The 13,031-nt window shown below is 67.6% G+C and carries 9 protein-coding genes and 1 pseudogene; 6 read left to right on the forward strand and 4 right to left on the reverse strand.

Annotated elements, in window-relative coordinates; translation table 11 throughout:
• Positions 1–68: 68 nt before the first annotated feature.
• Both ACOGJB_RS15445 and ACOGJB_RS15450 read left to right on the forward strand, forming a co-directional pair.
• Positions 69–1,589 (forward strand): FMN-binding glutamate synthase family protein, encoded by a 1,521-nt coding sequence (locus ACOGJB_RS15445; protein ID WP_419837983.1) that lies wholly within the window; start codon positions 69–71, stop codon positions 1,587–1,589.
• A gap of 33 nt (positions 1,590–1,622) precedes the next feature.
• A pseudogene (locus tag ACOGJB_RS15450) lies at positions 1,623–2,144 on the forward strand (phytanoyl-CoA dioxygenase family protein); the annotation flags it as partial.
• Between the two features lie 67 nt (positions 2,145–2,211).
• Here the strand turns inward: ACOGJB_RS15450 and ACOGJB_RS15455 are convergent.
• The gene (locus tag ACOGJB_RS15455; protein ID WP_419837984.1) at positions 2,212–6,045 is read right to left on the reverse strand and encodes a hypothetical protein; all 3,834 of its coding nucleotides are present in this window, start codon (positions 6,043–6,045) and stop codon (positions 2,212–2,214) included.
• A 349-nt stretch (positions 6,046–6,394) separates the two neighbouring features.
• Here ACOGJB_RS15455 and ACOGJB_RS15460 point away from each other — a divergent pair, with 349 nt between their 5' ends.
• From ACOGJB_RS15460 to ACOGJB_RS15470, 3 genes are read left to right on the forward strand one after another with little or no spacing between them, the layout of a single operon-like run.
• Positions 6,395–6,937 (forward strand): 2Fe-2S iron-sulfur cluster-binding protein, encoded by a 543-nt coding sequence (locus tag ACOGJB_RS15460; RefSeq protein ID WP_419837985.1) that lies wholly within the window; start codon positions 6,395–6,397, stop codon positions 6,935–6,937.
• The gene (locus tag ACOGJB_RS15465) at positions 6,934–7,929 is read left to right on the forward strand and encodes an FAD binding domain-containing protein (protein ID WP_419837986.1); all 996 of its coding nucleotides are present in this window, start codon (positions 6,934–6,936) and stop codon (positions 7,927–7,929) included. The genes ACOGJB_RS15460 and ACOGJB_RS15465 overlap by 4 nt, the downstream gene beginning before the upstream one ends.
• Positions 7,926–10,103, forward strand: a complete 2,178-nt coding sequence (locus tag ACOGJB_RS15470; protein WP_419837987.1) for a xanthine dehydrogenase family protein molybdopterin-binding subunit — start codon at positions 7,926–7,928, stop codon at positions 10,101–10,103. The genes ACOGJB_RS15465 and ACOGJB_RS15470 overlap by 4 nt, the downstream gene beginning before the upstream one ends.
• A 262-nt stretch (positions 10,104–10,365) precedes the next feature.
• On the opposite strand, the gene ACOGJB_RS15475 is transcribed toward ACOGJB_RS15470, so the two are convergent.
• Positions 10,366–11,076, reverse strand: a complete 711-nt coding sequence (locus ACOGJB_RS15475) for a helix-turn-helix domain-containing protein (RefSeq protein WP_419837988.1) — start codon at positions 11,074–11,076, stop codon at positions 10,366–10,368.
• A gap of 72 nt (positions 11,077–11,148) precedes the next feature.
• Positions 11,149–12,135 carry an LLM class flavin-dependent oxidoreductase gene (locus ACOGJB_RS15480; RefSeq protein ID WP_419837989.1) on the reverse strand — a complete coding sequence of 329 codons (987 nt, stop codon included), beginning with the start codon at positions 12,133–12,135 and terminating at the stop codon, positions 11,149–11,151.
• 82 nt (positions 12,136–12,217) lie between these two features.
• On the opposite strand from ACOGJB_RS15480, the gene ACOGJB_RS15485 reads away from it, so the two are divergent.
• Entirely contained in the window at positions 12,218–12,625 is a 408-nt protein-coding gene (locus ACOGJB_RS15485; RefSeq protein WP_419837990.1) for a PPOX class F420-dependent oxidoreductase, read from the forward strand.
• Positions 12,626–12,688: 63 nt separating this feature from the next.
• Here ACOGJB_RS15485 and ACOGJB_RS15490 read toward each other — a convergent pair whose 3' ends face one another.
• Positions 12,689–12,916: a DUF433 domain-containing protein gene (locus tag ACOGJB_RS15490; protein WP_419837991.1), complete on the reverse strand. Its 228-nt coding sequence runs from the start codon at positions 12,914–12,916 to the stop codon at positions 12,689–12,691.
• Positions 12,917–13,031: the final 115 nt, after the last annotated feature.

Here is a 13,031-nt window from a genome sequence, read left to right on the forward strand (position 1 = left end):
GAGTCGTTCATGACCGGTCACTTGTCCGCGGCTGCGGCATTGCACCGGCCCGCGGTAGGTTCGCGAACGTGCCGTGGTGGCTGTGGGGGTTGATCATCGTCGGGGCATTTCTGGTGTTCGTGTTCATCCACGACAGCATCCAGAAGCGCCACTCGATCCTGCGCACCTATCCCGTGATCGGCCATCTGCGATTCCTTCTGGAGAAAATCGGTCCTGAGCTGCGCCAGTACATCGTCGCCCACAACGAAGAGGAGCGGCCCTTCCACCGCGATCAGCGCCGCTGGGTGTATTCGACCGCCAAGCAGCAGAACACGTACTTCGGCTTCGGCACCGACGACGAGATCGACAAGCCAGGCCACATCACGTTCCGCCACAGCCCATTCCCACTCGGGCGGGCCGTGCCGCCCGATGCCCCGCTGCCGTGCGGCAAGGTCATGGGTGCGTGGCGGGATCGCCCCCGTGCGTACCGTCCGGCGTCGATCGTGAACGTCTCCGCCATGAGCTTCGGATCGCTGTCGGGCACCGCCATCGAGGCGCTCAATCGCGGGGCGAAGCTGGCCGGCTGCACTCACAACACCGGCGAAGGCGGCATTTCGAAGTACCACCGACATGGCGGCGACCTGATCTATCAGGTGGGCACCGGCTATTTCGGATGCCGCAACCCCGACGGCACCTTCTCGATGGACCGCCTGGCGGAAACGGTCGAGGGGGCACCCGTGAAGGCCATCGAGATCAAGCTGTCCCAGGGAGCGAAGCCGGGCGTCGGCGGGCTGCTGCCCGCGGCAAAGGTGAGCCCCGAGATCGCCGAGGCGCGAGGCGTCCCCGTCGGCAAGGACGTGGCGAGCCCGAGCCGCCATTCGGCCTTCGACTCGGTTCCCGGGCTCGTGAGCTTCGTGGAAGAGGTGGCCGCCGTTACCGGCCTGCCGGTGGGCATCAAATCGGCCGTGGGCCAAGAATCATTCTGGACCGAGCTCGCGCAGCACATGGCTGAGACCCGCCGAGGGCCAGACTTCGTCACCGTCGACGGCGCAGAAGGCGGCACCGGCGCGGGACCGCTGGTGTTCACCGACCACGTGGCACTGCCGTTCTGGCGGGCCTTCGGCGTCGTGCACAGCGCGTTCGGCGAGGCGGGCCTCACCGACGACATCGTGATGATCGGCTCGGCCAAGCTCGGGTTTCCTGCGCCGGCGGCGCTTGCGTTCAACATCGGCGTCGACATGATCGGCGTGGCCCGTGAGCCGATGATGGCGATCGGCTGCATTCAAGCCCAGCGCTGTCACACCGATCACTGCCCCACCGGCGTGGCGACTCAGAACAAGTGGCTCGTACGGGGTCTCGATCCGACCCTCAAGAGCGTGCGCCTCGCCAACTACGTCATCGGGCTGCGCAAGGAGCTCTTCCGCCTTGCCGATGCGTGCGGCGTCGAGCATCCGGGTCTGATGGGTGCAGACAATGTCAACGTCGTGAGCGCCTTCGGCGATCTGGTCCCTGCGCACCACGCGTTCGGCGTCCGCCAGGAGCGCACCCACAGTCCCGCACGCATCGCTGGGCTCCGGCGGGCAGTGGCCGCGGACGACACGATCGCCTGATAGGGCCGCTCGGCGCCCCGGTTCTACTTCGATCACCTGCTCATCAAGGAGCCGCACACTGACAATCCCACACCGTGGCATCAGGACATTCCCTACTGGCCCTTCCTGGGCAAGCAGATCTGCTCGGCGTGGGTGGCGATGACTCCGGTGACGGTGGCGGAGAGCTCGCTTGAGTTCGTGCGCGGTTCGCACAGCTGGGACGCCTACTACGCGCCCGAATCCTTCGACGGAAACGAGGGCTTCATGGCCGATTTCGACGGCGAGAAGATGCCCGATGTCGAAGCCGACCGCGACGCCTACGACATTGTGGGGTTCGACGTCGAGCCCGGCGATGGGCTGTTCTTTTCCTCGTGGATCATTCACGGCTCGCCGGGCAATGCCGGCGACCACCGGCGGGTGGCGCTGTCCACCCGATGGCTGGGCGACGACGCTGTCTGGTATCCACATGCGGGCTGTGATCCGATCGTCTCCGACGGCGACACGGTCGCTGTTGCCGGTGAGTATCCCGCCGACGACGAACGGTTCCCCCTCATCGCCACGTCGCGATCGGGATGAAGCTCGGCCGCCGGGCTGTGGCGCGGCACCGCCCCGCGCGGTCGAGCACCCCGGGAGCGATGCGGTGTCAGCCGGTGATGGTGGATGTGGCTGTGGCTGAGTAGTTTGCGGCGCCGATGGTGTACACGACGTGGAACGTGATCGATGTGTTGACGCCGGTGGTGGGAACGTTGACGGTCGCGTCGGTGTCGCCGCTGGCGATGTCGACGGTACGGACGCTGTCGAAGTCGGCACCGTAGGCGACGAAGTAGTAGACGGTCACCGCGCCGCTGGAGCGGCAGCTGAGGCTGATCACGAACTCCAGATCGTCGCCTCGCTGCGCTGCGGCGTCGGCGACGGACACCCTCGGCTTGCCGGTGCAGGCCGCGACGGCGGGTTCGGGGGGCGGGTCGTCGTCGTCGGTGATGTGCGCGGTCTGCGTCGGCTGCTGGCCGATCACATAGCCGCTGCCTGCAGCGAGCGTCGCGGTGATCGTCCCGTCGGGCTCGTCGGTGCTGTCGTCGGCGGTCGCGACGGTGAGGTTCGCTACGGCGGCGCCTTGGGGGATCGTCACGGTCTGGGTGCCTGTCGTGGCGCGCCAGTCGCCGATTGCGCTGACCGTCACGTCGACGTCGAGGTCGGCCGCGACCGGCGCGGACGCGGTGATCGTGAACGTCGCAGCGGTTCCTTCGGTGCCGCCCGCCGCTGCGGTGATGCTCACTTGCGGCGGCGGGTCGTCGCTGTCGACGATCACCACCGTGGTCGAGCCGTCAGCGCGCTCGACGCCGTCGGGGCCCCACGAGATCCCCAACGTCACCCCTTCGGTGCTGCCGTTCAGCGTCGGCGCCCGGCTGCCGGTCCCATAGGACACAGTGATCGCCTGATCGACCCAGTCGCTGTCGGCCACAGCGGTCAACACCAACTCGACACGCTGATCACCCGGGGCCAGCACAACACCGTCGTCGCCGGGCCCGAACGTCACCTCGAACTCGTTCGCGAACACCGCATCGGGATCGTTGCGGTCGCGCATCGTCCAATGCGTGCCCTCATCGCCGCCGGTCACGCTCAACGGCACCGTCAGCGTCTCCCACGACCGCAACGCACGCGTGGGGGCAATGGCGAACTGTGCCTGATTGTCATAGCCGGCACCGTTCTCGTCGATCGAGGTCGCAAAGAAGATCATGTACACCGTCAACGGATCCACATCATCATCGGACACCCGCACCGACGCAGTGCCCTGCGCGGCGGAAACCGTGTAGCCCGCATCCGCGGCGGGCGCGTCCAACGCGACCGACACCGACCCGTCAGCCTCGTCTGTGCCGTCATCGACGGTGGGGATGGTGAGCGTCGCCGACGCAGCGTCCGCCGCGAACGTCACCGTCTGGGTGCCCCCAGCCGCGCCCCACTCGCCCACTGCGGAAACCGTCACGCTCACATCGACAGCGATCGTCGGCGCCGGGTCAGCGGTCAGCGTGAACACCGCGTCGCCGCTCTCAGTCACATCGCTGCCCGCCACGATGCTCACCTCGGGGACCACTGCCGGCACCGCGTCGCCGTCGGGCACCGGAGCGTCCTGGGTCACCGGGGCGTCCTGCGGCGTGGAAGTGTCACCCGGTGACGGAGCGTCCTGCGATGTCGGGGCGTCCTGCGCCGCCTCCGCGGCTTCGAGCGCGGTCAGCTCGGCCACCACCTCGTCCCACACCGGGCTGCTGTGCGTGTCGGCCATGTACTGAGCCTGCACAACAGTCATCGCGCCGCCCGCAACGCCCGCAGCGTCGAGCGCCCCGAACGCGACCAGCACCCGCTGCCAACGATTCACATGCGCCGAGCCGTGATGAACCTGCGACGCCAGATACTCCACCTTCGCCACCACACCGGCATCGACCGTGGAACCCTGCGGCGCCGCGTCAACCTCGCTGTCGCCGTCGCTGCTGTCGTCGAGGGACCCGGTCGGTTCGTCGTCGTCGACGACATCCGCGCTCAACGACGACACAGCGCCCACCGTGTACCCGGCGGCGGGCTGCACGCTCACCGTGACCGACCCGTCCGCCTCGTCGACGCTGTCATCGACCGTGGGCACCGTCACCGTCGCAGAACCGCCGGTGCCGATCGTGACCGTCCGCGATCCAGGCGCAGCGCCGAAATCGCCCGACGCGGTCACCTCGATAATCACATCAAGATCAGCCTGAGGCGCCGGCACAGCCGACAGCATGAACACCGCATCAGAGCCCTCAGTTCCGCCCGACGCCGCAGTCACCGACACCGCCGGCTCGGGCGTTTCCGCGTCGTCGGCGTCGTCGGCGTCGGGCACGACCTCGATCAGGACCGTCCCCGACCGCTGCCGCACCGGGTCCAGCGGACAGTACGGCTCACCGTCGGCAGTGTCGACCCCCGGCTTGTCCGCGCAGTACTTCAGCACCGGGTACTGCGACGACGTGCCGAAATCCCACGGATCATCACCGGGGCCGCCGAAATCGCCGTCAGCACCCACATCGACGTTCCAGTCCGCGTAGATGCCCGCATAGCCCGTCGGCGCTTGCAGCTGCGCCGTCGTGTATCCCGCGCCCACGTCGGCGGGGCTGTGGGTGGCGCCGGAGGTGTCAGTGTCCCAGTAGCTCGCGGCGACAGCCCGAAGGGGGGTACCGGCGCATCCGCCGGTCAGTCCTTCATATCGCCCGCCCTGCGGCCCCGACACGCGGCCCACGGAGTAATTCGCGCGCATCCGCGGCCAAGGTTGCCTGCCGCAAAGGGAGGCCAATCCGACCAGGCCGCCGCCGCGCGACCGCACGAGCCCGTTGGACTTCCGCAGGGCGCCGTTCAGCGTCACCGACCCGGTGGCATAGGTCGCCCTGATCCGCCCGTCGACCCAATAGCCCGCCAAGCCCCCCGCAGCACCATTCCAAGTGGTCACGTCGCCGGTGGCATAGCTCGCAGCAACCCCCGACCAGTTCAGCATCCCGATCAGGCCGCCCACCAGCTTCTCGCCCGACACGTCGCCGGTGGCGTAGCTCTCGACCACGAAGCCGTAACGCCAGTTCGAACCGACCAAGCCCCCGACATTGGTCCCGGCGCCGGTCACGTCGACATCGGACCAGGCGCCGCTGACACGTGCCCGCTCCACCACGCCTGCCAGCGCCCCCACACGCTGGTTGCCTCGCACCCTGCTGTCAGGGTTGGGGGCCGACAGCCCCACATTGCGCACATGCGCCCCCGGGCCGACGTAGCCAAACAGCCCCACATACCGACGATCAAGGTCGTCGATGAACAGGTTCGCGATCGTGCGGCCGTTGCCCTCAAAGACCGCGGTGAACATGCGGGCACGCGGATTCGGCCTGTCCCCAAAATAGCTGGTCCCCACATGGTCCTTGAAACGGTCCGAGGCCCAATAGCCGCGGACCGCCTCGCCGCCCATCAGCGGGAACCAGCCCTTGCCGGCGTTCCAATATGCGTCGCCCGAGTCAGCTTGGCCGTTCGCGTTGGTGTCGAAGTCCAAGTCGGCGACGAGCTCATAGCCCGAACACCCGTCAGACGGGCAGCCCATCGCCGCGGCCGCATCAGGGAATGCCGCCGCGAGCTTGGTGGCGCCGTCGGGATCATGGCCGGTTATGCCGTTCTTGTCGGGCGGATACACATCAGCGGTGCCGTCGCCGTCGAGATCCCACCGGATCGCGTTCAACTGCGCCAAGCTCGACACCTCGATCAGCCCGTCATCATCGACGTCGTAATCCACCGCCGGAGGGGGAATCTGCGCCCACGCCGGACCCGCCGACACCGGCACCACCAGCCCAGCCGCCAACACCGCAACCACCCCAGCCGCCGCCCAACGCCGCCAAGCCCTCGACCTGCGCGGCACCGCCCGACGACCATCCCCGTCAGAACCCGAATAGCTGCCCCGGCCCCGATCAATCGCTCCTGCCACCATGACCACCGTCCTTTGGCGTTTGCTGTGTGGCATCGGACCGGACCGAACCGCGATCCCGTCCCGATCACCGAACACTAAACGAACAAACACCGGTGTCTGCGACACGCAGCATCGGCGATTGCGCGAGCGTTTGCCGAAGCGGAACTGGACGCGCCCGCGCCGCGGCGGCGTAGCCTGCGCCGTGCACATGTCGCCGTTCCGGCCGAGAGGAAGCGCCAACAGGTGAACGTCTCCGTTGTCTCATCGGTCGTTGCCCGCTCTTGTTCGCTGTCGCTCACGGGCCGCTCGGGCCACGGCTTCGCCTATCGGCTCAGCCTCTTGGGGCGGTCTCGCGAAGGAATGGCCTTCAGTGTCAGCACAGGCATCTGAGACCGTTGCGGCCACGCTGGTGGTGAACGGCACAACCCATCAGCTCACGCTGGACTCCAGAACCACCATCCTCGATGCGCTGCGTGACGTCCTGGGCGTGACGTCGGCCAAGAAGGGATGCGACCACGGCCAGTGCGGCGCCTGCACGGTGCTGGTTGACGGGCGCCGGATCGTGTCGTGCTTGGCGCTGGCCGCGTCGTACGACGGCGTCTCGGTAAGCACTTCGGAGGCGTTCGGCGATGTGTCGTCGCTGTCGGCGCTCCAGCAGGCCTTCGTCGACCGCGACGCGCTGCAATGCGGCTATTGCACGCCGGGGCAGGTCTGCTCGACGATGGGCATGTTCGAAGAAACCCGCCGCTGTGTGCCGAGCGCCGCCAGCGCCGATGTCTCGATGTCGGACTTCGACCTCGACGATGTCGAGATCCGTGAGCGGATGAGCGGGAACCTGTGCCGCTGCGGCGCCTATGTCAACATCGTCGCAGCGATCGCCGACGCAGCCGCGGCCGAAGGACTGAGGCGTTGAAGCCCTTCGCCTTCGAGCGTGCAGCGTCAGTGACCGAGGCGCTCGGGCTGTTCGACGCCGACACAGCCTTTCTTGCAGGCGGGACCAACCTCGTCGACTTGATGCGTCTGGGCGTGTGCTCTCCTCAGCGCCTGATTGACATCAACGGCGTCGGCCTCGACGAGATCACCGAGTTGGCTGACGGCACGATCAGCGTGGGCGCCTTGGTCCGCAACAGCGACCTCGCCGCACACGAGCTCATACGCACCCGCTGCCCCTTTGTGGCCCAGGCCGTCGTGGCGGGTGCCTCGGCGCAGCTGCGCAACATGGCAACGACAGGGGGCAACCTGCTGCAGCGCACGCGGTGCGTCTACTTCGGGGACCTCACCACGCCGTGCAACAAGCGCGAGCCCGGCAGCGGCTGTTCGGCGAAGGAGGGCTTCGGGCGCTACAACGCATTGATCGGGGCCTCTCCGCACTGCCTGGCTGTGCATCCCTCGGATTTGTGCATCCCGCTGGCAGCGCTCGATGCCATCGTGGTGGCAGTGGGGCCTGGGGGCACGCGGCGCATGCCGTTCGGGGAGTTTCACCGGCTGCCGGGAGACACACCGCACATCGACACCAACCTCGATCCCTCCGAGCTGGTCGTCGCTGTCGAGATCCCGGCGCTGGGCTTCGCTGCGTCGTCGCTGTACCGCAAGGTGCGCGAACGGGTGTCCTACGCGTTCGCTCTGGTGTCGGTGGCGGCGGCAGTCGATCTCGCCGACGGAATGGTGCGCGATGTGCGCCTGGCGCTCGGCGGAGTGTCGCATCGCCCGTACCGGGCGCGCGCCGCCGAGGAGGCGCTGCGGGGCCAGTCGGCAACGGCGGAGTCGTACCGTGCGGCCGCCGATGCCGAACTCGAAGCAGCGAAACCCGGCCGGGACAATGCCTTCAAGGTCCCGCAGCTGCGCAACACGATCGTCGAGGTCCTGAGCAGACTGGCCGCGCAGGCGGCACAGCCGACGTCATGAGCGTTCGCAGGCCCCGCCCGCCCCACGCCGAGCTCGTCGGCAGCGCCGCCAGCGCCGACACCGAACGCATCGACGCGCCCGCCAAGGCGGCGGGAACGGCCCGGTACGCATATGAGCAGCCGGTCGACGATCCGGTGTATCTGCACCCGATCGTGTCCGCCGTCGCCAAGGGAACCATCACCGGGTTCGACACCTCACGGGCCGAGCAGACCCACGGCGTGCTGCTCGTCATGACCCACGAGAACGCTCCGCGGCTGCGAGTCAAGACCAGCGGCGATCTGTGGGTGCTGCAGTCTGCGAAGGTTCGCCACCGCGGCCAGTTCATCGGCGCAGTCGTCGCGCAGACCCCGCAGGCGGCTCGATGCGCGGCCGAATCAGTCGAGGTCGAGTACCGGGAGGAAGCTGCCGATCTCGACTTCTCGTTCGACCGGCCCGACGTCTATGTGCCCCGCCGCGTGAACGGCATGCTGCGCGGGCGTTCGAGTCACGGCGACGTCGATGCCGCGTTCGCTGCCAGTGCCCATCAAGTCGCCGGCACCTATGAGACGTCGGCCCACTATCACAATCCGATCGAGCCGCACCCGGTCATTGCGGTCTGGCATTCGGGCCGACGCTGGGCGCCCTCAGCCACACGGCTGACGCTCTTCGAGGCCAACCAAGGGGCGTTTCCCTACCACCTCTCGCTGCTGCCGCCGCTGCTGGGCATGCTGCCCGGCCAGCTTCGCATCGTCTCGCCCTACGTGGGCGGCTCGTTCGGCTCCAAGCTGTTCCCGCACCCGCACCTGGTGCTGGCAGCCCTCGCCGCCAAGCAGCTGAAGGACCGTCCGGTCAAGTGCGAGTTGACACGCCGCCAGATGTTCCGAACGGTCGGCTACAGGCCGCAGAGTCACCAGACGGTCCGTCTCGGCGCCGATGCCGACGGCAGGCTGACGGCCGTGGATCACCAGAGCTGGGCGCCGAACTCCAAGACGAGGCGATTCATCGAGCAGACCGTCGACGCGACGCGCATGATGTACGCCGCGACCACGCGACGAACGGTCCATCATGCCGTCGACCTCGACATCGCACCCGCCACCTTTATGCGGGCACCGGGCGAATTCGGAGGCATGTTCGCACTGGAGACAGCGATGGACGAGCTGGCGGAACGGATCGGCCTCGACCCGATCGAGCTGCGTGTCCGCAACGAGCCCGATTTCGATCCCGAGACCGGCAAGCCGTTCAGCACGCGCAATCTCGTTCGATGCCTGCGCGAGGGTGCGCAGCAGTTCGGCTGGTCCAGCCGGACCCCGCCCGGTGAGCATCGCGACGGCGAATGGCTGATCGGCCTCGGGGTTGCGAGCGCCACGTATCCCAACCAGCACTTCATGCCGTCCCGAGCGCGCATCACCTGCAGCGGCGACCGCTATTCGGTTGCGCTGCAAGGCGCCGACCCCGGCACCGGCGCCCGCACAGTCCTCACCCAGCTGGCGGCGGAAGCCCTCGGGGTGCCTGAGGCTGCCGTGGACGTCGTGCTCGGAGAAACCGGACTGCCGCTGGCAATGCTGGCCGGCGGCAGCGCCGGAACCTACGAGTGGGGCAATGCCATCGCCGCCGCGGCAGCGAAGCTCCGCCGCCGTCATGGCGCCGACGCGCCCTCAGGAAGCTCGGCGGCGGCGTTCGGTTTCGCCCCTCGAGGCAGCCGTCGGCGATCGCGCCATGCGTTCGGGGCGCACTTCGCCCAAGTGCGGGTCTCCCGGGCAACCGGAGAGGTTCGAGTCGACCGCATGCTGGGCGTGTACGGCGCCGGTCGGATCGTCAACGCGCGAACTGCCCGAAGCCAGCTCATCGGCGGCATGACGATGGGCGTGTCGAGCGCGCTGCACGAAGAGACGTACTTCGATACGCGATTCGGCCACGTCGCGAACGGCGACCTCGCGGGCTATCACATCGCCGCGCACGCGGACATCAACGACATCGAAGCAGTGTGGATCGACGAGTTCGACGAGTGGTTCGGCCCCAGCGGGGCCAAGGGCATCGGCGAGATCGGCATCGTCGGCGTGCCCGCCGCCATCGGCAACGCCATCTACAACGCTGCGGGTGTGCGGCTGCGCGACATCCCCTTTACGCCCGACAAAGTGATCGTCGAGCTGGAGAACCGGGCTGCGGCGACGACCGCGGGCATCTCGGGCGGGTAGGCCACCGCCGCGATGTGGCGTCGGCGGTGTGGTCGTGGGTGGTCACTGCGAAGCGGTCGCCTGACGCAGCGCGGCTTTGGCGAAGATGTAGCCCCCGGCGAATCTGCCTGCGAGGCCCATCGTGATGGTGTAGGTAATCGCCGACAGCGTTGCCGGGCTGAATTAGATGTTCGCCCAGCCCGGCGTGGTGTCGGCCGTGACCGCCAGACACGCCGCGTAGAACGCGTAGAACGCCGTGAAGATGATCATCAAGACCATTGCTTCACCCTCCCCCCGCGCCGCGTGACTCGCTGGCGGGGTACACCTTGATGGAGATGAACCGGACCGGCAGCTCGACGAGCTCGACGGGTCCGTGGGCAACCTCGCCGTGGATCTGCATGGTGTCGCCCGTGTTCAGCAGGTAGGCCTTGCCGCCGTAGCCGTAGTGCATCGATCCCTCCAGCACATGGAGAAACTCGACGCCCGGATGCTGGTAGAGGGGGAACACGCCGCCCGGCTCGGTGATGGTGGTGATCATCGGCTCGATGATCCGGTTGGGTCCTCGCAAGGTGCCGAGATCCTGGTACAGCCGGTCCGGTCCGCCCCGATCGTGGTGGATCTCATGGCCCTCGCCGGCCCGGACGATGACCAGATCGTGCTCCTCGTCGAGGCCGCGGAACAAGGCGGTCACCGGAACCTTTGCCGTTCCGGCCAGGCGCGCCAGCGTCGACAGGCTGGGCGCGCTCTGGCCGTGTTCGATCTTGGAGAGCATCCCCAGCGAGATGCCCGCGTCCGTGGCGAAGGCCGACATCGTCATGTTCAGTGCTTGGCGCAGCTCACGTACGCGGCTGCCGACGACCCGGCACAGCTCGGCAGTGGCGAGCGGCGATTCAATGGCTGCTTCTGCGAAGCTCAGTGACTCAGGCACATCTTCGTCGGCCCCGTCGTCGGTGCCCTCGTCAAGGTCAGGGTTCGTCGCCCCGCCGTCCGTCATCGCCCTGATAGTGCCAGATAGCGGTCGCAAACCGGTACGACCGCTGCGGAGGCGGCTCGCGTTCTTTGCCGTTCAGTTTGGGAGGTCGGCGGCTGCAGCGAAGGCGCGCAGCTCGCGCTCGACGTCGCCCATGGGCTGGAACGACACCTCGGTTATGCCCGCCGCGGCGAGTCGTTCCATGCGTTCGGGCACCTCGCGGGCATGGCACACGAAGGGGGCGATGCGCAGAGACTCGGGGGTCAGCACTTGGCGGTCGATGGCGTTCAGCTGGGTGAGGTGGCCTTCGTGCAGCGACAGGTGCAGGGTCGCGGGGTCCATGTCGCCGGTGATGTCAGCGAAGCGATCGGCATTGGGGAATGTGTCGAGCCGGACATCTCGCTGCTCCAGGAAGGCGTGGTAGGCCACGCTGACACCAGGGCCCGCGGTGTCGAGCACCCGGGGCGATTCGATCGACTCGTCGTCGTCCATGATCGTGCCGAAGCCGAGAAGGATCACATCGTCGATCCCGCTGTAGTCCGCATCGGGCCGAGGCCGTGAGGTGAACACGCCGCAGCCCATCTCAGCCGCTGCGGCGAGGCCCCGAGGGCCGTTCACCGCCACGATCCACGGCACCTCGATGGGTCGCTCGATCGCCTGGCCCGGCCAGTGCAGCATGCGCGCCGCGCGCCCGTCGACCTCGACGATCTCGCCTCGAAGCAGTGCCTGGATGTCGGCGACCATGCCTGGGAAGTCGGCCCAGCGCAGTGGCTTCTGTCCCATGGCTCGACGCCCGGTGAAGCCGGTGCCGGCACCGATGATGACCCGTTCGGGCCCGACAAGACCGACGAGCGTCGCGATGGCCGCAGCGGTTGTCATCGGGTGTCGCAGCGAAGGAATGAGCACGCCGGTGCCGAGCCGGATGCGGTCCGTGCGCACCCCGGCTAGCGCGAGCGTCATCCAGACGTCGAGCTGCAGTGCCGGCGTGTCGTACACCCAGGCGGTTTCATAGCCCAGCTCCTCGGCAAGCGCGATGTGGTCGGGAGTCTCGGGAACGGGCGGGAACGCGGCAGAAATTTTCATGGCGGCAGTCTCGCGGACTGTGCGAAGTCCATCAGGATCGGTTGGGCTGATCGGATTGGGCCATGTGTGCGAGGCTGCGCCGATGGAAATTGCCAAGGCGCTCGACTATGTCCGCAAGAACGACCGTGCAGTGCTGGCCACCAAGGCGCGCGACGGAACACCGCAGCTGTCGCCGGTGACATTGGCGGTCGTGGACGACACGGTCGTCATGAGCACGCGGGACACGGCTTTCAAGGTCAAGAACCTGCATCGCGACCCGCAGTCGTGGCTGTGCGTGTTCCCTGAGAAGTGGCTGGGACGCTGGGTTCAGCTCGAGTGCGAGGCCGAGATCATCTCAGGCGAGGCCGCGCTCGACCCGCTCGTCGAGTACTACCGGACGCTGCAAGGCGAGCATCCCGACTGGGACGACTACCGCCGCGCAATGACCGAAGACAAGCGCTGCCTGGTTCGCTTCCACATCACCAAGGCCGGCCCCGACAAGCACGGCTGAACCTGGACGGCTCAGCGCGTTGCTTCGCTCCAGTCGAGCGTCTGGCACCGACCCGCAGTGCCTTCAAGCGGCAAGCAGTAGTTCGTAGTCGACAGCCTGCTGCACTTGCTTGGGGGTCAGGCGGTAGTCGTCGCACATGTCAGCGAGATGTTTCGATTCCTCATCTTCAGCAGTCCGTGCCAAGCTGGCCACGAGACGGGTCGGGACCCGTGTCCCGTCGATGCAAGGTGCCCCAGCTTGCACCGCAGGATTCACCCACACGCCGGCGGCTGGTCGCCAGATCGCCGCCATGTCCGCAGGGTAACTGCGCATGGTTCGATCACCAGTCGCTGCTGGCCGACATCTACACTCAACTCAGTCGCAACCACCGATAGAGCTTGCCGACGTATCGCATTGCTCAGAATTC

It is taken from the genome of Candidatus Poriferisodalis sp., assembly GCF_965208895.1.
Lineage (GTDB): Bacteria > Actinomycetota > Acidimicrobiia > Acidimicrobiales > Poriferisodalaceae > Poriferisodalis.